This is a genomic window from Sphingobium sp. BYY-5 (assembly GCF_022758885.1).
In the GTDB taxonomy this organism is placed as follows: Bacteria; Pseudomonadota; Alphaproteobacteria; order Sphingomonadales; family Sphingomonadaceae; genus Sphingobium.
The window spans coordinates 2,248,659-2,269,080 of the sequence record NZ_JALEBH010000001.1 but is presented as its reverse complement, the minus strand read 5'-3'; the positions used below and the strand labels follow the sequence as shown (position 1 = coordinate 2,269,080).

The following is a 20,422-nucleotide window of genomic DNA, read 5'->3' as shown; positions in this document are numbered from 1 at the left end:
CGACCAACGACATGGACAAGGATGTTGCTCCGGCGTTCAAGTCCCGCCCATGCCGGGCAAAAGTCCGCCCGACCTGTCACAAGCAAGGGATGCTTTGATGAAGAACCTCCTCCTGGGCGCCGCCGCTACCGCGCTCGCACTGGCCGCCACGGTCGCTCATGCCGATCAGGCCGCGCCACCGTCCGCCTCCGCCGCCAAGCCGACCTATGGCAGCTATGGTTTCGACACCGCAGGCATGGACAAGTCGGTCAAGCCCGGCGACGATTTCTACGATTATGCCAATGGCACCTGGGCGAAGAACACGCCGATCCCGTCCGACAAGTCCAACTATGGCGCCTTCAACACGCTGGACGATCTGTCGCGCGAGCGGACCAAGGGCATTCTGGAAGCCGCGCAGCGCGATAGCGGCAGCAAGATCGGCAACGCCTATAGCAGCTATATGGACGGCGCCACGGTCGAGGCGAAGGGGCTGGAGCCGATCAGGCCCTGGCTGGCCGAGATCAAGGGGCTGAAGGACAAGGCCGGCTATGCCGCGCTGGTGGCCAAGGCCGCGCGCGCCGGCGTGCCCGGCCCGTTCGGCGCCTATGTGGGACAGGATGACAAAGACCCCGAAACCTATATCCTGACCGTGCGTCAGGGAGGCCTGGGCCTGCCCGACCGCGACTTCTACCTCGATCAGGGCGAGAAGATGGCGGCGATCCGCACTGCCTATGTCGCGCATCTGGAACAGATGCTAACCTTGGCCGGGGAGAGCGACGCCAAGGCGCGCGCCGCCGCGCTGATGGCGTTCGAGACCGAAGTGGCCAAGGTCCACTGGACCCAGGTCGACAGCCGCGACGCCGACAAGACCTATAACAAGATGACGCTGGCCGATCTGGAAAAGAGCGCGCCCGGCTTCGACTTCGCCGCCTATTTCGCCGCGAACAAGGTCCAACCCGCCAGCCTGATCGTCAGCCAGCCGAGCGCCGTCACCGGCGAAGCGGCGCTGATCGCCCGGACGCCTGTTGCGGTGTTGAAGGATGCGCTGCTGCTCCGCAGTCTGCACGCTTATGCCGACAAGCTGCCCGACAGCATCGCGAATGCGGACTTCGCCTTCTACGGCACCACCCTGTCCGGCACGCCTGAGCGCGAGGCGCGGTGGAAGCGTGGCATCGACTTCATGAAGGATTCGCTGGGCGAGGAAGTGGGCAAGGCCTATGTCGCCCAATATTTCCCGCCCGAAACCAAGGCGGCGATGGACGTCCTCGTCAAGAATGTGATTGCCGCCATGGGTCGCCGCATCGACGGCCTGCCATGGATGAGCGACACGGCCAAGGCGCGCGCGCACAAGAAGCTGGCCGCCTTCACCCCCAAGATCGGCTATCCCGACAAGTGGCGCGACTATAGCGCGCTGACGATCGATCGCGGCGACCTGTTCGGCAACACGCTGCGCGCCAACCAGTTCGCCTTCGATTATGACCAGAACAAGCTGGGCAAGCCGGTCGATCGTGGTGAGTGGTTCATGACCCCGATGGAGATCAACGCCTATGCCAATTTCGGCATGGTGGAGATTGTCTTCCCCGCCGCCATCCTGCAACCGCCCTTCTTCGATCCGCACGCCGACCCGGCGGTCAATTATGGCGGCATCGGTGCGGTGATCGGCCATGAACTCAGCCATCATTTCGACGATCAGGGCGCGAAATATGACGAGACCGGCAAGCTCAACCAATGGTGGACCGACGCCGACGTCGCCAATTTCAAGGCGCTGACCGACAAGCTGGTCAAGCAATATGACGGCTATGAACCCTTTCCCGGCGCGCATGTGAAGGGCGCCTTCACCCTGGGCGAGAATATCGGCGACCTGGGCGGCCTGGCCGTGGCGCTCGACGCCTATCATGCCTCGCTGGGCGGCAGGAAGGCGCCCGTGATCGACGGGCTGACCGGCGACCAGCGCTTCTTCCTGGGTTGGGCGCAGGTGTGGCGGCGTAATTATCGCGAGGCCAATCTGCGCCAGCGACTGGTGACGGATCCGCACGCGCCGTCGCAATATCGCGCCGATATCGTCCGCAATTTCGATGCCTGGTATGATGCGTTCAAGCCTGCGCCGGGCGGGAAAATCTACCTTGCGCCCAAGGATCGCGTGAAGATCTGGTAATACCGGGTTGCATTGATTGGAACCGATGCCAGCCCGTTCCCCGGCGAAGGCCGGGGTCCAGCTCCAGCTCAGAACTGGACCCCGGCCTTCGCCGGGGAACAAGCAATCGAAGTTGATGAGTCATTCTCTACGCAGCTCGGTATAAAAGGATCTGCCGGACCGGGTTTCTGCGAATCCGGTCCGGATTTCATTGCATTACCGCAACATTTTGCGCGCGCGACAGGGCGTAGCCTCATTCCGACGAGCTGTTTTGCGCTCGCCTGCCGTCCCTTGAATCCCACGACTCGCCGTTCCGCGCTTCCCAGCACGGAACGGTTTCAACAGCGTGACCGTCTGATTACCGAGTTAATCACAAGGAGAAGCATGTTGACGGGTCTCAACACTACCGGTTTCCTCAAGGCGGGCATCGCCTCGATCGCATTGTTCGCCGCCTATCCCGCCCTCGCCCAGAGCGAGCCTGCCCAGACCGAGCCTGCGGCACCCGCCGCCCCGGCTCCAGCGGCCGGCGCCGGCAATTTCAGCGAGGCGGACATCAAGCAGTTCGCTGCCGCAGCGGTGGCAGTGACCAAGATTCAGCAGGACAGCTCGATCGCGGATACGGAAAAGCAGCCCAAGATGCTCGCGGCGCTGCAGGCTTCGGGCATCCCGCCCGAAAAGTTCAACCAGATCGGTCAGGCTGCCGCCGCCGATCCGGCGCTGCAGCAGCGTATCCAGGCCGCCGCACCGGCCACGCCGGCACCGGCTGATCCTGCCGCTCCGGCCCAGCCGCCGCAATAAGCCTTCGGCACGAAGGACGGAAAGGCCGGGTTGCTGTCGCAGCCCGGCCTTTCTTTTGCCCGACCCTCCGCCTGGCACGCGGCCCCTTGTCCGTCGCGCTGGTGGCGATTAAGCCGCCGCATGACCTCTCCCGTCTGGCACCCCTTCACCCAGCATGGCCTGAACGAGCCGATCCCCCATATCGTCCGGGCCGAAGGCGCCGTGTTGCACCTGGCCAATGGCGCAACGCTGATCGACGGCATTTCGAGTTGGTGGGTGACGACCCATGGCCATTGCCATCCCCGCATCGCCGCCGCCATCGGCCGTCAGGCCGCGCAGCTCGATCAGCTCATCTTCGCCGGCTACACGCACGGCCCGGCCGAAGAGGTTGCACGCGGCCTGATCGACCTGGCTCCGTGCGCGGATGGCCAGCCCGCCCTCAAGCATGTCTTCTATTCCGACAGCGGATCGACTGCCGTCGAAGTCGCGCTCAAGATGGCGCTTGGCTATTGGCATAATCTGGCGCTCGACGGGCGGGAAGAGGTGCGCAGCCGCATCCTGGTGCTGGAGCATAGCTATCATGGTGACACGATCGGCGCGATGTCGGTCGGCGCGCGCGGCGTCTACAACGCTGCCTGGGCGCCGCTTCTTTTCGACGTCGACACCATTCCCTTTCCCGCGCACGATCGCGAGCAGGCGTGCCTTGACGCACTTGAAGCCGCCTGCGCCCAAAAGCCCGCCGCCTTCATCGTCGAACCGCTGATCCTGGGAGCGGGGGGGATGCTGGTCTACTCCGCCCCCCTCCTGCGCGAAATGGCGGCGATCTGCCGCAGGCATGGGGTCCTGTTCATCGCAGATGAGGTGATGACCGGCTGGGGCCGCACCGGCACGCTCTTCGCCTGCGAGCAGGCGGGCATCGTGCCGGACATCATGGCGGTGGCCAAGGGCATTACCGGCGGCGCCATCCCGCTCGCCGCGACACTCGCCACCGCGCCGATCTTCGATGCGCATCGCTCGACCGACCGGGCGCGGCTTTTCTACCATTCGTCCAGCTATACGGCGAACGCCATCGCCTGCGCCGCCGCCGCCGCCAATCTCGCCATCTGGCGCGAGGAAGATGTGCTGGGCCGCATCGCCGCGCTGGCCGAAGGCATGGCCACGCGACTCGATGAACTGGCGCGGCATCCGGCCTTCGCTCATCCGCGCCAACTGGGCGCGATCGCCGCGATCGATCTTGTTGCGCCGGATGCTGGATATCTCTCCGACCTTGCCCCGCGCCTGCGCGCTTTCTTTCTGGAACGCGGCCTCTTGCTGCGGCCGTTGGGCAACACTATTTACCTAATGCCGCCTTATTGTGTCGATGCAGACCAGCTCGATTCCCTCTTTGCGGCGCTTCACGCGGCCGGAGAAATATTCGGCGCGCAACCCTGACTTTCATTTTGTACGGTTTGGCGCTATGGCGGCGCGATTTTTCGCATATCCGGGATATTATGGCCAAAGAAGAACTGCTTGAAATGCGCGGACAGGTTGTGGAGCTTCTCCCCAACGCCATGTTCCGCGTGAAGCTGGAAAATGATCACGAAATTCTCGGCCACACGGCCGGAAAGATGCGCAAGAACCGCATCCGCGTGCTCGTGGGCGACGAGGTACTCGTCGAACTCACCCCCTACGACCTGACGAAGGGTCGGATCACCTACCGCTTCAAATAAGCCGCAAGACTGATGCGGCTCATCCTTGCTTCGGCTTCTCCCAGGCGGCGTGACCTTCTGGGCCTGATCGGCGTCGTCCCCGACGCTGTCGATCCCGCCGATATCGACGAAACGCCCCTGAAGGCCGAACCGCCCGCTGCCTATGCAGCGCGCGTCGCCGCCGACAAGGGTACGTTGGTTGCGGCCCGCCATCCGGGCGCCTTGATCCTGTCGGGTGACACGGTGGTCGCTGTCGGCCGTCGTATCCTCCCCAAGACGGAAAGCGAGGAGGAGGCGCGCGCCTGCCTCACTCTATTGTCGGGTCGTCGCCATAGGGTGTTCAGCGCGATCACGCTGATCGATGCGGATGGCCGGGCGCGGCACCGGCTTTCCGACAATGTCGTCATCTTCAAACGGCTGGAGCAGGCCGAGATTGATCGCTATATCGCGAGCGACGAATGGCGCGGCAAGGCGGGCGGCTATGCCATCCAGGGCCGCGCCGCCGGCCTGATCCGCGCCATCCAGGGCAGCCACAGCGCGATCATGGGCCTGCCGCTTTACGAAACCCGCCTGCTGTTGAAAGCGGCGGGCTATCCTCTCGACTGAAGTGATTTCGAGTGGAATGGGACATTCCACGGCTCGGAAATCACGGCAAACGGCAAAATGGGTTAGCTCCGGTCCTATGTGTCGGGACTGGCCACAGGAACAAGCGACTAGGAACGCACATGGCCGAATGGCTCTATGAAGAAGGGATTGGCGAGGCGCGAGCCGCACTGATCGAACGTGGCCGCCTGGTCGAAGCGCTGATCGAGCGGGAGGGCGATGCCGCCCGCGCCGGCGCGGTGGTGCAGGGGCGCCTGATCGCGACCGTTATTCCGAAGAGGCGCGGCATCGTCCGCCTGATATCGGGCGAGGAGGTGCTGCTGGAACCCATTCCGCCCAAGCTGGCTGAAGGCGCGAACGTCCTGGTCGAAATCCTGCGCGAAGCTATCGCCGAAGAGGGACGGCCCAAGCGTGCGAAGGGCCGCGTACCCCAACCGGGCATCAAGCCGCATCCTGGTCCCAGCCTGCTTCAGCGTATCCGTGCCACCGGTATTCCCGTCCTTCCCTGCCCTGCGCATGAGGAGGACCGTCTGGAGGCGCATGGTTGGGGCGAGTTGATGGAAGAGGCGATCAGCGGGGAGATCGGCACGGAGGCTGCGGCGCTGCGCCTCTATCTGACCCCCGCCATGCTGCTGATCGACGTGGACGGATCGCTGCCGCCCGCCCAGCTCGGCCCCAAGGGTGCGAAGCTTGCTGCCCAGGCGATCCGTCGCATGGGGTTGAGCGGTTCGATCGGCATCGACCTGCCGACGATGAACAACAAGGACGAGCGGATGATCGCCGCCGCGCAGATCGACAAATATCTGCCGCTGCCGTTCGAGCGGACGGCGGTGAACGGCTTCGGCTTCCTCCAGATCATCCGTCGCCGTGAGCGCGCGAACCTGATGGAGCTACTGCGGGAAAACCCGGTGCTGACCGCCGCGCTCGTCCTGTTGCGCCGCGCCGAACGGCATGGTCAGGGCGGTCCGGCGACGATCACCGCTGCGCCCACCATCATCGACCTGTTGCACAAGCAGCCGGACTGGATCGAACAGCTTGCCCGTCGTCGTGGTGGGGCCGTGACCTTGCAGGCCGACGCAGCGCTTTCCATATCGGCCGGGCATGTCGCCTAAATCCGCCTCCTGCCCGATCTGCGGCCAGCCTTCGCAGCCACAGACGCGCCCTTTCTGTGGCCCGGCCTGCCGCGACCGCGACCTCCTGCAATGGCTGGGGGATGGCTATCGCGTACCGGGGCCGCCGGCCGACGAAGCGGCGCAAAAAAATGGCAATTATGGGCTGGACAGCGAGCCGGATTGACGCTTATAGGCACGCCTCCATCCGGCGGACCCTCCGCCGAGATCCGTGCCCGGGTAGCTCAGTTGGTAGAGCATGCGACTGAAAATCGCAGTGTCGGCGGTTCGACTCCGTCCCCGGGCACCATTATTTCTCATCGCCCCATCTAAGACTGTTGGTCTATTCCTGCGTATGATAGCCGGATGCGCCGCCGCATCATCCCAGAGTAAGGGGTGAGATGCCGGCGCGGGAGCGGTTTGTTCGTGCGTCGCCCTTTCTTTTGACAGTGCTGGCCCCCTGCTCAAGAATAGGGTCGCGGGTGAACCGGACAGGAAGGGAAGGGCGTGTCCGACAAGCGCATCGATTGCTTCGTCGCTGGTGTCCAGAAGGCCGGAACCACCAGCCTCTTCGGGTTGCTGGAAAACCATCCCCAACTTGCGGCCCCTTCCCGCAAGGAACTGCATTTCTTTGACGATGAGCGCCGCGACTGGGCGGCGCCCGATTATGGCGAGCTGGCGCGCTTCTATACCGGGAGCGGGGACGGAATGCGCTTCGAGGTCACGCCTGCCTACTCATTCTGGCCGCAGTCCATGGATCGGTTGCAGCGATATAATCCCGACGCCAGGATTATCCTGCTGTTTCGAGACCCATTCGAGCGGGCTTGGTCGCATTGGTGTATGCAATATGCCCGTGGGAAAGAGACATTGTCCTTTGCCAGCGCTATACGCACTGAACGCCATCGGCTGGAAGGACTGCCGCCTGACGCCGTAGAGCGCCGCTATTTCAGTTATGTCGGGCGTGGGCGTTACGGGAGCCAGTTGCGTCGGATATTGGCGCTGTTTCCGCGAGATCAATTGCTGCTGCTGACGGCGGAGGCGTTCGCCAGGGACCAATCCGGCATATTGGCGTCGATCAGTGATTTTCTCGGCATTGACGGATTTCCGCCGATGCCTCCGGCATGGGAGCACCGGCGCCCGGCGATCCCTTATCCCTGCGAGCCGCGCGATGAGGATCGAGCGCTGATATATGATCTGTTACGTGAGGAAATGGACGAACTGGCCGAGCATACACGATCGCACATCCGTTACCCAATGCATGATCCATTCCGGCCGGGAAGCGATCAGGCGCAGGAAAAACCACCGCCGATCCGATGAACGGCGGTGGTTTTTCGAGCATGGCTTGAGCGATCGGCGCGATCAGCTCCGGGGAAGCGTAGTGGTCGGCGGGTTGCCGCTGGTGAGCACATTGTCGCCATAGGAAGTGACTTGTGCGCCGCTCAATATCTCCAGCGATTTAGGACCTATGAACCTGTTTCCGGAGATTAGGGCATCGTTTCCGGTGCCGGCGACGCTGATACCTGCGGTGCTGTTGGCGACCAGCAATGAGTCGAACATCTTCAAATGCGCATCATTGGTTGTATTGGACTGGATTCGCACGCCATAGAGGTTGTTGTTGATAAGAGTGTCCGTAATCGTCACCCGAACCTTGGTTGGCGAGTTGATATTCACGCCAGCACCTGAACTTGCATTGGTGAAATTGCGGATGACGCAGTCATTGATAATGACTTCGCCTGCTTTGAGGATCCTGACGCCATCAATACCAGGGTTACCGCCGTCGATATCGAGCCCTTCGAGGACAATGCGGTCGGTGAGCCCAGCATTGATGATGACGCCAGTGGTGCTGAATGCGAGAACGCCCGCCTCTATTCCGTCCGAACGGATCGTTATCGATTTCGTAATGGTCACGGTGCCGAAGCCGCCAGGATCAAGTGTGTTGATCGACCCGCCCGCCGCCGTTTTGGAGATGGCTCCGGCGAAGGTCTTGCAGGGGGCGGTGCGGCTGCAAGGGTTGGCATCGTCGCCCACCCCGGAGACCCACGTCCTTGTTGCTTGCGCATTTGCGGGGCTTACTGAACAGATCAGGAAAATCCCGAATGCCAGAAACAGCCTTCCTAACATCTTATGCATATACCCTCCTGTTGCGGTCATGCCGCGTGAACCGCGGTTTGACCGTTCACAAAATGTGAAGTGTCAGGAATGTCGCTCGGCAGGTATGATGCGTCCCTGGTCCCTAACCAGCGCACTCCCTTTTATTGATTTTTCTTTTAATTTTAGGTGAATACTCAAGTTCATTTCTAGAACTGCTGCATTTCTGTTCATCTCCTCCTGTTTCGTCGAATTTTTTTGCAGAGCTTGCCATGTCTCCGCATCGCCGCAATCCCGTGGCATGATGAAGAAGAAGGCTTCCATGGGCTAGTTGCGGGAAGGGAAAATACCTTCCAACGCTATGCACCAGCGCATAGCCAGATATGGATCCCGTATGCTTATGGGCTGACCGCCACCCGACGTGCCGACCATCTGGGGGTTCATCGCGACGTTGGGCGCCGGGGTGTCCGAATATTTGTTCAGACTGGAGTCTGCGGCGAGCAGCTTGCCGCCTGGGCCGCCCTTGTTCGCCTGCATGTTGGTCGCGGAGATCGAATGATTGTGCGGAGGCATATTGTTCACGGTGATCGTGGTTTGTTCGGCGCCACCAACCTGACCCAGGGTGTAACTGGACAGGCCTGGGCCTGTTCCGACGTGGATCGGCGCGCGACCGCGCAAGTCGGGCAGGGCGAAAGTGGTCTGGCCGTTGCCGCCATAGGTTGTGCCGATCAGCGAGAACAAGGCGGTGTTCTGTGCGATGGGCAGGAGTTGACCATTGGCTTCGGTCCAGCCGCGGGGGCAGAAAGTATATGGAAATAAGGTGAGCTGACCAAGAAATGGCTCGGAACCCTGTGCAGCGGCTGGTTCGGCGCCTGCCAAAGAGAGTAACGCTCCCAGGCCAACTGCGACTGCCAAGATATTGTTCTTACGAGAATGTCTCATTTCATCCCTCCAACCATAACTGATCCAAAAGGTTGACAAGCATGAGGCGCTCAGTTGCAGAACTGATGCATGGTTCGTTTTCTGCGTTGAATGCCTCGACATGGATCCATGCCTTAACGGGGTATAAAATGCTGTCGGCGAATCATGATCCGCATCGGATTATATATATACGCTCCTTATAGGATTGTACGTATTATTTGTGTGAGCATCATCAATGATTTGCTGCGAAACGGACTTGTTTTTGGTACCTTGAGGTTCGATCGTTAAAGATGATCGGGCTGTTTACGAGTTGCTTTGAGAAACTATTTTCTCCATTTCGTAGCCGAGGGTTGCGACGAAGTTGAGATCATCCGGAGCGAAGCTGTTCGGTTCGATGTCCTGGTGCCGGTCGATCGCAGGGGTTCTTTGTCCGACCAGGTCGGAAAACCAGGTCAGCACGTCCTCGTCGATGGCGGCGTTGATGAAGTTGGCCACTTGTCGGGCGACATCGTGCGGGGCGTTGCAAAGTCTTTCGAAATTCACCGTGCAGATGCGACCAGGATGATCTTCGGTCATGCGCTGGATTCGCCTCGCCACCGTGCAACAATAGCTGAGGGAGTCACGGGGACCTTGTGTGACCGGCCGGTCAAGAAAGACAGGTCCCCACAGGTTCAACTGATTCTGATTGGCGCTGAAGGCCATGTCGAGCGGGTTGCGCAAGACATGAATGTAACGGAGTTCCGGCCACAGATCGAGCATATGATCGATCACGACATGCGTGTTGGGCTCTTTCCAGCCCCAGGCCTGTTGCTCCGGGATTGGTGGTGCTTCCATCCAGGATCGCATTCGCTGCTGCAGCCAGGCTTTGCTATGTGGCGGCCGGTCGGACATTGCCAGGTCGGCGATGCGTTCAAGGCTGCGCCCATCCAGACAAGGTACACCGCTCATGCGCAGCCAGAACTGGTCGCAAAGCCAGGTGAAGTCGCGGTTCGATTCCAGCAGCACGCTCCGACGCTTGAACAGCAGGGTGAACCACAGATTGTCGAGGGAGGGATTCAGGTCTGATCCGATGAAATGACCCAGGCGTTGCAGAAGCGCAGCGACCACGCGAGTGCCGCTTCCGCCGACGCCGCCAATGGCTATGGGGGCTCTGACCATCATTTTCGGCAGTCAGGACGAGGCGGCACAGATGTGGCCGAAGCAGGTGTCTGGTCTCCCGCTCTGCCCGGATCAATTCCTTGACCGGCTGTAAATGGCAAAGCCTTCCCCCCTTATGCCTTTCACCCGTCTCTTCTTATCATATTACGATAAGTAGTGGAGAAGGCAATGTGCATGGCGTTATGTGCATGTCACTTATCAGGGAGAGATTTTCAGAATGATATCCGAATTTATCGCGTGAAATGAACTTATTTGTCGGTGTTATTTTTATGGCTGCTTTTTGTTATAAATGTTTATTTCCAATGCCTGTAAAACAAGCGATGTTTGAGGATTGTTTTCAAATGGCATGATTCAAAGTTCTTGCTCCCCTCTCGAAATTATGTGCTGACCGCGCAGGCCGACTGTCCTGTGGCCAATTGCCTATCGGCTTTAGTCTATCTTTCGGGCTGGAGTACGCTATTATCGGCGCCTGTCCGGAGGGGGATGGTCGAAATGAGGAAGGATGATCGCTGGGGGAGCGGAATAGGTGCGGTTTTCGCGCTGATTCAATCGACTGCCGCCATTGCGCAGGATTATGGCGATCCCGCAGGTTCGGGACCGATCCTGAATGCCGTTCGCTGGATCGAAGGGACATTGCTGGGTACGATCGCCACGGTAGTCGCTGTAATCGCCGTGGCGTCGGTGGGCTTCCTGATGCTGACGGGCCGCATCAATTGGCGTTATGGCGCTACCGTGATCCTGGGTTGCTTCATCCTGTTCGGGGCTGCAAGCATCGTGGCGGGTATCCAGTCGACTGCCGGGCTTGGTCAATAAGGTGGAAGGGGTGAGCCGCGACCCTTTGTTCACCGCCTTGACCCGGCCCCAGATGTTCGCGGGAGTGACTTACAGCTATTTCGTGGCCAACGCGATCATCGCGACCGAGCTGTTCCTGATCTTCCGGTCCGGTTGGGCAATTGCCGCCGCCCTGCTGATCCATGCTGCCGGCGTGTTGCTCTGTCTGCGCGAGCCGAGATTCTTCGACCTTTGGCTGGTGCGGGTCAGCCGATGCCCGCGGGTGAAGAATTACGCGATCTGGAAATGCAACTCTTACCGGCCCTGACGCGCGACCGCCGGGTCATGGAGCGCGAAGCGCCTGTCGCCCGGCACCTGCCCTATAGCCGGCATGTGGACCGGACGACGATCGAAACCCGCAGCGGTTACCTGATGCAGGTGATCCAGTTGCGCGGTCTGCTGTTCGAAACGGCTGACACCGAAGAAATCAATTATCGCAAGCGGTTGCGCGATGCGATGCTACAGGCGATCGGATCGTCACGCTTCGCCCTCTACCATCATATTGTCCGCCGGACGGTCGATGCGGGATTGGAAGGCGACCATCGCGACGATTTTTCGCGCCGCGTGGCCGCCGTGTGGTGGGATCGTCTGTCATCACGTCGTCTCTATGTGAACGATCTTTATCTCACACTGGTGCGCCGCCCGCTGCGCGGCAAGATCGGTTGGCTGGATCGCGCGCGCAATGCATTCGGTCGCGTCGATCGCGACAGCGACGCGCTGATGGCGCGGGATTTGCGCGAACTCGACACGGCGCGGGATGCCCTGATGGCGGCGCTTGGCAGCTATGAGCCGCGGTTGCTCCAGATCTATCAGACAGATGCCGGGCCTTGTTCGGAGCCGCTGGAGTTCCTGTCGCAGCTTTATAATCGGGAGCAACGGCCGGTGCAGCTGCCGTTTCAGGATATCGCCGATTATCTGCCCTACCGGCGGGTCAGCTTCGGAGAGGAGACGATCGAACTGGGCGCGGCGGGCCATCTCGGACGATCCTTCACTGGCATCGTCTCGATCAAGGATTATCCCGCCCAGACCAGTCCGGGCATGTTCGATGAGCTGCTGCGCCTACCCTTCGAACTCACCATTTCCCAATCCTTCGGCTTCGTCGATCGTCAGGCCGCGTTGGGGCGCATGAACCTGGCGCTGCGGCGTATGCGGTCGGCCGAGGACGAGGCCGTGAGCCTGCGCGCCGATCTGGCCCAGGCCAAGGATGAGGTCGCGGCGGGACGGTCGGCCTTCGGTGAGCATCATATGACCGTTGCGGTGCATGGTGACAGGCCTGAAGCCGTCGACGCCGGCGTGGCGGAAGTGCAGGCTGCGCTGGCAGAACTGGGCATCATCAGCGTGCGTGAGGAGATGGCGCTGGAGCCAGCTTTCTGGGCGCAATTTCCAGGTAATTTCAAGTTCATCGCCCGCCCGTCCCTGGTGTCCACCGGCAATTTCGCCGGTCTGGCGAGTGTGCATAACTTCCCGGTCGGCCAGTCCCAGGGCAATCATTGGGGCGAGGCCGTGACCCTGTTGGAGACGACGGCTGCCGGCCCCTATTTCTTCAACTTCCATCAAGGGGACCTGGGCAATTTCACGATTATCGGCCCATCGGGGTCGGGCAAGACGGTCGTCCTCAATTTCCTGCTGGCGCAGGCCCGCAAATTCGCGCCGCGCATCATCTTCTTCGACAAGGATCGCGGCGCGGAACTGTTCATTCGGGCAATCGGGGGCAGTTATGACGTGCTGCGGCCGGGGACGCCTTCGGGCCTCAACCCGCTGCGGCTGCCCGACACGCCGGTCAACCGCCAGTTCCTGATCGACTGGCTCGTGCAACTTGCCGGTGGCGTCGATGTGGAGGAGGCCGAGCGCATCAAGGATGCGGTCGACGCCAATTTCCTGCAACCGCCCCAGCATCGGCGGCTGCGCTATTTGGTCGAGCTGTTTCGCGGCAGCAGCCGGCCGACGCCGGGTGATCTGCGTTCCCGGATCGCGCCCTGGTGCGGTGATGGCGAACGGGCCTGGCTGTTCGACAATGCGGAGGATCGCACGAACATCGATGCCGAGGCGGTCGGGTTCGACATGACCCAGATACTCGACGATAGCGCGCTGCGCACGCCGGCGATGATGTATCTGTTCCATCGCGTCGAAGAACGGTTGGACGGCACTGCCGCGATCATCGTGGTCGATGAAGGGTGGAAGGCGCTGGACGATGATGTGTTCGTCCGCCGCATCAAGGATTGGGAAAAGACGATCCGCAAGCGCAATGGCATCGTGGGCTTCGCCACGCAAAGCGCGCAGGATGCGCTGGAAAGCCGTATCGCCAGCGCCATCATCGAACAGGCCGCGACACAGATATTCATGGCCAATCCGCGTGCGCGGGCCGAGGATTATATGGAAGGCTTCGGCCTTTCGGCGCACGAGTTCGAACTGATCCGGACCTTACCTGACAGCGCCCATTGCTTCCTGATCCGGCATGGCGCCGAAAGCGTGGTCGTGCGGCTGAACCTGACTGGCGAGCGGGAATTGCTGACCATATTGTCGGGGCGCGAACATACGGTGCGGTTGCTCGACGAAATCCGGGCCGAGCGAGGCGATGATCCTGGAATATGGCTCGACCTGCTGCTGGAGCGCGTCTGATGGCGTGTCCCTATTATCCGCTCGACACCGGCTACCTCCAGAATTTCCTGGCTTTCACCGATTGCCAGGCGCGAACGCTGGGCGCGCAGGGCTATGCCGCCCTGGCCGCGCCGGGATCGATTGCGTCGGTCAGCCTCACCGCGATGCTGACCATCTTCGTCGCGCTGATCGGCTATCGGATGCTTCTGGGCGAGGTGCCTGGGGTACGGGCCGGCGTGCTGGCGCTGGTCAAGATCGGCATTGTGCTGGCGCTGGCCACGGGATGGCAGGGGTATCGCACGCTCGCTTATGACATGCTGTTCTCCGCCCCGGCCCAGATCGTCGGGACGATCGGTCCGGCATCGGGCGTGCCGGGAAGTGAAGGCGGCCTGGTCGCGCGCCTCGACGGGCTGAACAGCGGATTCGAGGCGCTGGCGATAGAGGGTGTGGGTTCGCGACTCGATCCGCAACTGACACGGGTGCCGCCGCCGCTGTTCAACGGCTTCGACATTTTCGCGATCGGTGCGGCCCGCGTGATCTTCCTGGTCCAGGTGATGGCGGCTTTTGCCGGATTGCAGTTGCTGGCTGGCTTGTTGCTGGCGCTCGGTCCCTTTTTCATCGGCTTCCTGCTGTTCGATGCGACGCGCGGGCTGTTTGTCGGGTGGTTGCGCGTCCTGGTCGGAATCCTGCTGGGCATGGCGGGGGCGATGCTGGTCTTTGGCGTCCAACTGGCCCTTTTCGAACCTTGGCTGACGGACCTTCTGGCGCAGCGCGCGGCCGACCAGCCAATCCCCGGCGCGGCGGCGCAGTTATTGGCTGCCTCTACCGTTTTTGCGCTTGTGCTTGCGGCTATCCTGGCAGGCACTGGACGCGTCGCATGGAGCTTGCGCCTGCCCGAAGGCGTGGCGGTTCGGCTGCAAGAGCGTTTCAACCTGCGCGAGAATAGCGAACGTTCCACCAGCTTCCAGCGCGACGATGTCTTTATGCCCGAAGAACGCTCGCGCGCGGCGACGATTGTGGATGCGATTGCCGCCACGCAGCGGCGAGAGGCCGGGCCGGCCGCGCCCGGCATTGCGGCCATGTCCCGTGGCGGCATGGCCGCGCGCGTCGGCAGCGCGTCGCTGGAAACGGGCAGCCTTCGTGAAGCCGTTGCTCCCCGCAGGGTGGGAACCCGCGTCTCCGCAACCGCGCGTCGTAGGGACAGGCCATCATGACATCTGCTCCCAACGAACCGCTCGACAGCTATTTCGAACAAGCACATAGTTGGTCCGAGGATCGGACCGACGCCCTGCGGTCGTCCCGTCGTACCGCCTGGATCGTTGCTATCGTGGCTGTCACCGTGGCGGTGCTGGAGGCGCTGGCACTGGTGCTGCTGGTGCCGCTCAAGCAGGTGGAGCCTTATACGCTGATGGTCGATCGGCAGACCGGCTATGTCCAACTGCTCAAGCCGCTTGAACCGCAGCTCCTCTCCAGCAACGCTGCGCTGACCCAGTCCTTCCTGGTGCAATATGTGATCGGGCGCGAGAGCTTCGACATCAACGTGCTGCAGGCCAATTATCGCAAGGTTGCCCTGTGGTCGACGGGGCAGGCGCGGACAGCCTATCTGGCGCAGATGCCGGCATCCAACCCCGGTAGCCCGCTGGCCCTCTATCCCCGCAACAGCATCGTCAGTGTGCGGGTGAAGAGCATAACGACCATGGGCCAGAACAGCGCCCTGGTCCGCTTCGACACGGTCAGGCAGGATGCGGGACGGCCGCCGGCCGCGGCGCGGCCCTGGGTCACGATGGTGCGGTACAGTTATTCCAACACGCCGATGTCGGTCGAGGATCGCTATGTGAACCCGCTTGGCTTTCAGGTGCAAAGCTATAATATGAGTGCGGAAGCCCTGCCGCCCGAACCCGCGCCTTCGCCCTCCGCGCCCTTGTCGCAACCGACGACTGCACCCGCCGGGAATGAACCGCAGGGGCGTGTCGTCATTCCCGCGCCGCGCCGTCAGGCCGCGCCGGAGGAGCTATGAAGCCGCTCCGGATATTGGCGGTTCTGGCGATGATCTCGGTTGCGCCTGCCCATGCCCAGGATGGACTGGCCGATCCGCGCGTCCGTACGATCGACTATCATCCCGACCAGGTTTTTCGCATCGAATGCGCGGCGGGATATCAACTGATGATTGAGTTCGCGGCGGACGAGCGGATCACCAGCGTCGCCGTGGGAGACAGCGGCGTGTGGCAGGTGGCGGCGAACCGCGCCGGCAATCAACTGGTGGTCAAGGCCGCCCAGGGCGGTGTCACCACCAACATGACCGTTGCGACGACTGAACGCAGCTATCATTTCGATCTCGTGCCCAGCTATGCGCCGACGCTCTATCGGCTGCGCTTCAATTATCCGCGGCCGCCAGCGACGGTCGGTTCCGTGCCCGTCGGTCTGACGCACGGTTACCGGTTGAGCGGCGCCCGATCGCTCTGGCCCGTACGCATCGGCGATGATGGCGAGCGGACTTTCGTTGAATGGGCCAGAGATGTGAGCTTGCCCGCCGTCTACGCCGTCGACGCCCAGGGGCGAGAGACTTTGGTGAACGGGATGATGCGGGATGATCGGCTGGTGATCGATGCGATTGCGACGCAGCTCGTTTTTCGCATCGACAAGCATGTGGCGCGGGCCAGGCGGCTTACCCTGCCTGATTCGCTGCCCAAGGAGCAGCCATGAACACGCAGGCGCCGGGTGATCCCCCCAATGAGTCGATCCTGCCTATTGTCCAGCGGCCCCGTGCGGGTCTGCCCATGATCGCGCTGGTCCTGATCGCGGTCCTTGGCGGGCTGCTACTCTTCGCCGTTCTGAATGCGCGGCGGCAGGCTTTGACGGCGCCCAGCATCGCGCCCGGCCCGACCGATCGGGCACAGGCCGGCAGTCCCATCCCCTCGCTGTTCATCCCGCCCGAACCAGCCCCTCCACCGGCCATCGCTATCGCCACGCCACCACCCGCGCCGCAGTTCCAGGAACCGCCGCCATTGCAAGGCCCCGTACCCGGCACCTTCATACCTTATACCGCCCCCCCGCCGCCGTCCGAAACGCCGCCGTCCGCGCCGCCGCGCCGGGCGGAGGGAAACCCGCTCGTCATCGACAATAGCACCGCGGGACAAAAGCCGGGCGATGCGACATCGGATGTGGCGCCATCGCCTCCACCTGCCCCGAACAATACCGAACGTGCGCGGGCGGGCATGTTCGCGGATCGTGCCACGACCGTGGTGCAGGGCACTTTGATCCCGGCGGTGCTGGAATCCGGTTTCGATTCCTCCCGGCCAGGCTTCGCCCGTGCCATCGTGTCGCGCAATGTCTATGGTTTTGACGGCACGCGCGTACTTATCCCGCGCGGTAGCCGGTTGATCGGCGACTATCGCGCCGACACGGGACAGGGGCAGAAACGCGCGCTCATCAACTGGACGCGCCTCATCCGTCCGGACGGAGCGACGATCGCTGTCGCGTCTCCCTCGGCCGACCAGGTTGGCCGGACCGGACTCAAGGCTGATGTCGACACCCATTTCCTGGAGCGTTTTTCCGGCGCGATCCTGCAATCGGCGCTCGATGTCGGGGTTGGCCTCGCCACGCCCAGGCGCAACACGCAGATCATCGTGCCGATCCAGGGTTCGGTGAACGGCGTCAACCAGGCGATCCAGACGCCGCAGATCCCCCCGACGCTGAAGGTCAAACCGGGGGCGTCGATCAGTGTCTTCGTCGCCCGCGATCTTGACTTCACGGACATTGAAGAGGCGCGATGAAGCGGGTCGATCCGCATGGCGGCGGGGTCTATCTTGCCAGCTATCTCGCGCCCTTTGCCGATATTCTGGCGCGGCCGGACGTGACGGACATCTATGTCAACCGGCCCGGCGAGCTATGGGTCGAAACGATTGTCGGCCAGATCGAGCGTCATGCCGTGGAGGCGCTCAGCGAGAGCTTGCTGGCGCGTCTCGTGACGCAGATCGCGGCGTTCAGCAATCAGGGCATCAGCCGCGCCCACCCCCTGCTTTCGGCGACGCTTCCCGATGGCGCGCGCGTCCAGGTCATCGCGCCTCCGGCCACGCGCGGATCGTTCGCCATAGCGATCCGCAAGCATCTTTCGCCCGATCTGGAACTGACCGACTATGTCACCAGCGGCGCATTCGACGATGTCCGAACCGACGTCGATCCTTATCATCATGCCGGGCATGAGGCGCTGACCGCCCTGCTGCACCGGGGCGACATGGCTGGCGCGCTTGCCGCGGCGGTGCGGGCGCGCAAGACGATTCTGGTGTCGGGCGGCACCTCCACTGGCAAGACGACCTTCCTCAACGCATTGATGCGCGAAATTCCGTCCGAGGAACGGCTGATCCTCATCGAGGATACACCGGAACTGCTGTTGCGGCACGACAATGGCATCGGCTTGCTGGCGTCGCGCAGCGAACTTGGCGAGGCGCAGGTCAGCGCGGACGACCTGGTTGCGGCGTCGCTGCGGATGCGCCCCGACAGGATCATCCTGGGCGAGCTTCGCGGGCCGGAAGCCTATGCTTTCCTGCGGGCGGTCAATACCGGTCATCCCGGATCGATGACGACGGTCCATGCCGACAGTCCGGCGCGCGCGATCGAGCAGATCGTGCTGCTGGTGCTTCAGGGCGGATCGCGCCTCAATCGGGAAGATATCCGCCATTATGTGCAAAGCTGCATCGGCGTCTATGTCCAGCTTGGGCGCGTCGGCGGGCGACGACAGGTGACGGATGTCGTGATTGCGCGATAGGGACCGACGCCTGATGACGGACGGCTGGCGGACCCTGACCGGCTTTCCCGGCTAAGCCTGTATCCGGCACGCCACCACCGGATACAGGTTCAAGGTTCACCCGTGCCGTTTAAGGCAGGAGCGCCTCCACAGTCAGCCTTTTGCCGCCATATTCGACATAACCATGCGTCATTGGAATGCCTGATGCGTCCGGTTCGAAGAGCAACTTGGCGGGCATCGCACCGCCCAGCGGCCCGAATGTGATCTGCAAATCCATTGTGCCGGGGCGCGGACCTGACAGTCGAAGCTTGGCACTATATATTGAGCGGCCCTGCGGGTTTGCCTGCAACCTTTCTTCGCCGGTATAGACGGCCTGTCCGTCATCGCTGAAATCGACGTAGATCTTCTCCGTCAGACCAGCAGGCGTACGGCGATAATGTATATAGCCGGATTTGCGTCCATATATTTTCACGTCGATGTTCCGGCTGGTCTGGGCCTGTTTTCGGACCAGTGACAGATCCGACAAGCCATAGGAAATGGTAGAGGGCAGGCCTTTCGCGGGCACTGCCGCTTGCGGTCGATAGTCCGGGAGATGGACGATCTGTATCCTCTCGGCGCCATCGCTACGGCGTCCTTCGGTCCACATCGCCTTCTTGCTGCTGGGATGCCATGACATGGGGGACCGATACACCCATTCTTCCTGCGTATTCAGGTTCGCGCCGGCATATTCTCCTCCCGCTTTGGATGCCTGGACGTCGATCAAGGCGGGACCGATGCTGCCGATCCGTTCACGGCGAACGCCGGTAACGGAATAGGTATATGCGAACATGCTGAGGCCCATGTTCAGGCTGGCAGGATAGGGGCGGGGCATAAGCCCCAGAATGGCCGGATCGGTCCGTTTCGAAAAACGGGTCGTCATCGTGATTCCGAGGCGTTCGTCAGGGGAGAAAATCGTGGTCTCGGTGTATCCCGGCGTGTCGGTGATCGCTTCCATGCGGCCGCTTCCGAGATACTGCACGACCGAGTCCGGCGTGTCTCGCGAGATCGCGCCCGCCAGTGAGATGGCCGATCCACCGTGTATGAACTGCTTGACCTCGCCGCCGCGCACCGTTTGCGGCAGCACTCCGTCGGGATGCTTCGGGTCCTTCTTGAATGGGTCCAGCGTGCTGATGATCTGCGACTGGACGATTTTGTAGCCGTCATCCGTCTTCTGCAACGCACCGACGAACACGACTGCGGCAAAATTCGACAGAAGCGTCGTCCAGGAGACGTGCTGGTTGTCCGGAGCGACGATCATCTCCGACCAGCGGTGCGCGATATGATCTCCGCTCGCCACTTCGGCCGGATATTGAACCGGATAGAGCGCGGGCGCCGTGCAGTCGTCGATGCTGGTCGCGCATTCGATGATGAAATCGCCCAGAAATATCCGCTTGTTGTCGGGAAAGACCATGAACCGGATGCCATTGTCCTTTTCCCTATCGGGCAGTCGCTGCGCAAAGAAGGGGCGCATATTCTTGCCATCGTCGTCGATGACTGCAAGCTTCACGATCCTGGGGTCATCGGACACCTTGTCGGCATAGGAGACAAGGACCTTGCCCGAAGGAATATAGGTGGCGCTTCTTACCACCAGGTGCGGGTCGAACGGCAGGGTTGAGATTTGCACTCGCCCGAACGAATATCGCGGCGATTGGGCCTCAGTCGTCGCGGGTGCGACCATGGCGGTCAACATCGCGGCGGCGCCGATGCTCAAGCTCTTGCCGATTTGCATTTCTCTCTCCTTGTAAAGATAGGT

21 protein-coding genes and 1 tRNA gene are annotated in these 20,422 nt (G+C 62.0%); 17 read left to right on the top strand and 5 right to left on the bottom strand.

Annotation, left to right across the window (positions count from 1 at the left end):
- Positions 1-97: 97 nt before the first annotated feature.
- The 9 genes from MOK15_RS10870 (at position 98) to MOK15_RS10830 (ending at position 7,607) form a co-directional block, all read left to right on the top strand.
- A complete protein-coding gene (locus tag MOK15_RS10870; protein ID WP_242931623.1) occupies positions 98-2,134 on the top strand; it encodes a M13-type metalloendopeptidase in 2,037 nt (678 codons plus the stop codon).
- Positions 2,135-2,500: 366 nt separating this feature from the next.
- The gene (locus tag MOK15_RS10865) at positions 2,501-2,911 is read left to right on the top strand and encodes a DUF4168 domain-containing protein (protein WP_242932719.1); all 411 of its coding nucleotides are present in this window, start codon (positions 2,501-2,503) and stop codon (positions 2,909-2,911) included.
- A 120-nt stretch (positions 2,912-3,031) separates the two neighbouring features.
- On the top strand, positions 3,032-4,321 hold the full coding sequence (locus MOK15_RS10860; protein ID WP_242931622.1) for an adenosylmethionine--8-amino-7-oxononanoate transaminase: 1,290 nt from the start codon (positions 3,032-3,034) through the stop codon (positions 4,319-4,321).
- A gap of 59 nt (positions 4,322-4,380) precedes the next feature.
- Positions 4,381-4,599: a translation initiation factor IF-1 gene (gene infA, locus MOK15_RS10855; protein ID WP_010162480.1), complete on the top strand. Its 219-nt coding sequence runs from the start codon at positions 4,381-4,383 to the stop codon at positions 4,597-4,599.
- A gap of 12 nt (positions 4,600-4,611) precedes the next feature.
- Complete coding sequence (locus tag MOK15_RS10850) at positions 4,612-5,184, top strand: nucleoside triphosphate pyrophosphatase (protein ID WP_242931621.1); 573 nt, start codon at positions 4,612-4,614, stop codon at positions 5,182-5,184.
- Positions 5,185-5,303: 119 nt separating this feature from the next.
- Complete coding sequence (locus MOK15_RS10845; protein ID WP_242931620.1) at positions 5,304-6,293, top strand: ribonuclease; 990 nt, start codon at positions 5,304-5,306, stop codon at positions 6,291-6,293.
- Positions 6,283-6,477, top strand: a complete 195-nt coding sequence (yacG, locus tag MOK15_RS10840; RefSeq protein ID WP_242931619.1) for a DNA gyrase inhibitor YacG — start codon at positions 6,283-6,285, stop codon at positions 6,475-6,477. The genes MOK15_RS10845 and yacG overlap by 11 nt, the downstream gene beginning before the upstream one ends.
- A gap of 47 nt (positions 6,478-6,524) precedes the next feature.
- A tRNA-Phe gene (locus tag MOK15_RS10835) sits at positions 6,525-6,600 on the top strand.
- A gap of 197 nt (positions 6,601-6,797) precedes the next feature.
- Positions 6,798-7,607, top strand: a complete 810-nt coding sequence (locus tag MOK15_RS10830; RefSeq protein ID WP_242931618.1) for a sulfotransferase — start codon at positions 6,798-6,800, stop codon at positions 7,605-7,607.
- A gap of 42 nt (positions 7,608-7,649) precedes the next feature.
- Here the strand turns inward: MOK15_RS10830 and MOK15_RS10825 are convergent, their stop codons facing one another.
- From MOK15_RS10825 to MOK15_RS10810, 4 genes are all read right to left on the bottom strand, one after another.
- Complete coding sequence (locus MOK15_RS10825) at positions 7,650-8,420, bottom strand: right-handed parallel beta-helix repeat-containing protein (RefSeq protein WP_242931617.1); 771 nt, start codon at positions 8,418-8,420, stop codon at positions 7,650-7,652.
- Positions 8,421-8,483: 63 nt separating this feature from the next.
- Complete coding sequence (locus MOK15_RS10820) at positions 8,484-8,702, bottom strand: hypothetical protein (protein WP_242931616.1); 219 nt, start codon at positions 8,700-8,702, stop codon at positions 8,484-8,486.
- A gap of 3 nt (positions 8,703-8,705) precedes the next feature.
- Positions 8,706-9,257 (bottom strand): tail fiber protein, encoded by a 552-nt coding sequence (locus MOK15_RS10815; RefSeq protein WP_242931615.1) that lies wholly within the window; start codon positions 9,255-9,257, stop codon positions 8,706-8,708.
- A 345-nt stretch (positions 9,258-9,602) separates the two neighbouring features.
- Complete coding sequence (locus MOK15_RS10810; RefSeq protein ID WP_242931614.1) at positions 9,603-10,460, bottom strand: sulfotransferase; 858 nt, start codon at positions 10,458-10,460, stop codon at positions 9,603-9,605.
- Between the two features lie 480 nt (positions 10,461-10,940).
- Here MOK15_RS10810 and MOK15_RS10805 point away from each other — a divergent pair, with 480 nt between their 5' ends.
- From MOK15_RS10805 to virB11, 8 genes are read left to right on the top strand one after another with little or no spacing between them, the layout of a single operon-like run.
- Entirely contained in the window at positions 10,941-11,270 is a 330-nt protein-coding gene (locus tag MOK15_RS10805) for a TrbC/VirB2 family protein (protein ID WP_242931613.1), read from the top strand.
- A gap of 1 nt (position 11,271) precedes the next feature.
- The gene (locus tag MOK15_RS10800; protein WP_242932718.1) at positions 11,272-11,556 is read left to right on the top strand and encodes a VirB3 family type IV secretion system protein; all 285 of its coding nucleotides are present in this window, start codon (positions 11,272-11,274) and stop codon (positions 11,554-11,556) included.
- The gene (locus MOK15_RS10795) at positions 11,535-13,907 is read left to right on the top strand and encodes a VirB4 family type IV secretion/conjugal transfer ATPase (RefSeq protein WP_242931612.1); all 2,373 of its coding nucleotides are present in this window, start codon (positions 11,535-11,537) and stop codon (positions 13,905-13,907) included. Before MOK15_RS10800 ends, MOK15_RS10795 begins: the two co-directional genes overlap by 22 nt.
- The gene (locus MOK15_RS10790; RefSeq protein WP_242931611.1) at positions 13,907-15,100 is read left to right on the top strand and encodes a type IV secretion system protein; all 1,194 of its coding nucleotides are present in this window, start codon (positions 13,907-13,909) and stop codon (positions 15,098-15,100) included. Before MOK15_RS10795 ends, MOK15_RS10790 begins: the two co-directional genes overlap by 1 nt.
- The gene (locus MOK15_RS10785) at positions 15,097-15,903 is read left to right on the top strand and encodes a type IV secretion system protein (RefSeq protein WP_242931610.1); all 807 of its coding nucleotides are present in this window, start codon (positions 15,097-15,099) and stop codon (positions 15,901-15,903) included. Before MOK15_RS10790 ends, MOK15_RS10785 begins: the two co-directional genes overlap by 4 nt.
- The gene (locus tag MOK15_RS10780; RefSeq protein WP_242931609.1) at positions 15,900-16,589 is read left to right on the top strand and encodes a TrbG/VirB9 family P-type conjugative transfer protein; all 690 of its coding nucleotides are present in this window, start codon (positions 15,900-15,902) and stop codon (positions 16,587-16,589) included. Before MOK15_RS10785 ends, MOK15_RS10780 begins: the two co-directional genes overlap by 4 nt.
- Positions 16,586-17,659, top strand: coding sequence for a TrbI/VirB10 family protein (locus tag MOK15_RS10775; RefSeq protein ID WP_242931608.1), 1,074 nt, complete (start codon positions 16,586-16,588; stop codon positions 17,657-17,659). Before MOK15_RS10780 ends, MOK15_RS10775 begins: the two co-directional genes overlap by 4 nt.
- A complete protein-coding gene (virB11, locus tag MOK15_RS10770; protein ID WP_242931607.1) occupies positions 17,656-18,651 on the top strand; it encodes a P-type DNA transfer ATPase VirB11 in 996 nt (331 codons plus the stop codon). The genes MOK15_RS10775 and virB11 overlap by 4 nt, the downstream gene beginning before the upstream one ends.
- Positions 18,652-18,760: 109 nt before the next feature.
- On the opposite strand, the gene MOK15_RS10765 is transcribed toward virB11, so the two are convergent.
- Positions 18,761-20,398: a hypothetical protein gene (locus MOK15_RS10765; RefSeq protein WP_242931606.1), complete on the bottom strand. Its 1,638-nt coding sequence runs from the start codon at positions 20,396-20,398 to the stop codon at positions 18,761-18,763.
- Between the last annotated feature and the right edge of the window lie 24 nt (positions 20,399-20,422).

Excerpts from the sequence above, each read along its gene's own strand:
- MOK15_RS10870 (WP_242931623.1), top strand. The coding sequence starts at position 98 with ATGAAGAACCTCCTCCTGGGCGCCGCCGCTACCGCGCTCGCACTGGCC.
- MOK15_RS10860 (WP_242931622.1), top strand. The coding sequence starts at position 3,032 with ATGACCTCTCCCGTCTGGCACCCCTTCACCCAGCATGGCCTGAACGAG.
- infA (WP_010162480.1), top strand. The coding sequence starts at position 4,381 with ATGGCCAAAGAAGAACTGCTTGAAATGCGCGGACAGGTTGTGGAGCTT.
- MOK15_RS10850 (WP_242931621.1), top strand. The coding sequence starts at position 4,612 with ATGCGGCTCATCCTTGCTTCGGCTTCTCCCAGGCGGCGTGACCTTCTG.
- MOK15_RS10845 (WP_242931620.1), top strand. The coding sequence starts at position 5,304 with ATGGCCGAATGGCTCTATGAAGAAGGGATTGGCGAGGCGCGAGCCGCA.
- yacG (WP_242931619.1), top strand. The coding sequence starts at position 6,283 with ATGTCGCCTAAATCCGCCTCCTGCCCGATCTGCGGCCAGCCTTCGCAG.
- MOK15_RS10825 (WP_242931617.1), bottom strand. The coding sequence starts at position 8,420 with ATGCATAAGATGTTAGGAAGGCTGTTTCTGGCATTCGGGATTTTCCTG.
- MOK15_RS10820 (WP_242931616.1), bottom strand. The coding sequence starts at position 8,702 with ATGGAAGCCTTCTTCTTCATCATGCCACGGGATTGCGGCGATGCGGAG.
- MOK15_RS10810 (WP_242931614.1), bottom strand. The coding sequence starts at position 10,460 with ATGATGGTCAGAGCCCCCATAGCCATTGGCGGCGTCGGCGGAAGCGGC.
- MOK15_RS10805 (WP_242931613.1), top strand. The coding sequence starts at position 10,941 with ATGGTCGAAATGAGGAAGGATGATCGCTGGGGGAGCGGAATAGGTGCG.
- MOK15_RS10795 (WP_242931612.1), top strand. The coding sequence starts at position 11,535 with ATGCAACTCTTACCGGCCCTGACGCGCGACCGCCGGGTCATGGAGCGC.
- MOK15_RS10790 (WP_242931611.1), top strand. The coding sequence starts at position 13,907 with ATGGCGTGTCCCTATTATCCGCTCGACACCGGCTACCTCCAGAATTTC.
- MOK15_RS10785 (WP_242931610.1), top strand. The coding sequence starts at position 15,097 with ATGACATCTGCTCCCAACGAACCGCTCGACAGCTATTTCGAACAAGCA.
- MOK15_RS10780 (WP_242931609.1), top strand. The coding sequence starts at position 15,900 with ATGAAGCCGCTCCGGATATTGGCGGTTCTGGCGATGATCTCGGTTGCG.
- MOK15_RS10775 (WP_242931608.1), top strand. The coding sequence starts at position 16,586 with ATGAACACGCAGGCGCCGGGTGATCCCCCCAATGAGTCGATCCTGCCT.
- virB11 (WP_242931607.1), top strand. The coding sequence starts at position 17,656 with ATGAAGCGGGTCGATCCGCATGGCGGCGGGGTCTATCTTGCCAGCTAT.
- MOK15_RS10765 (WP_242931606.1), bottom strand. The coding sequence starts at position 20,398 with ATGCAAATCGGCAAGAGCTTGAGCATCGGCGCCGCCGCGATGTTGACC.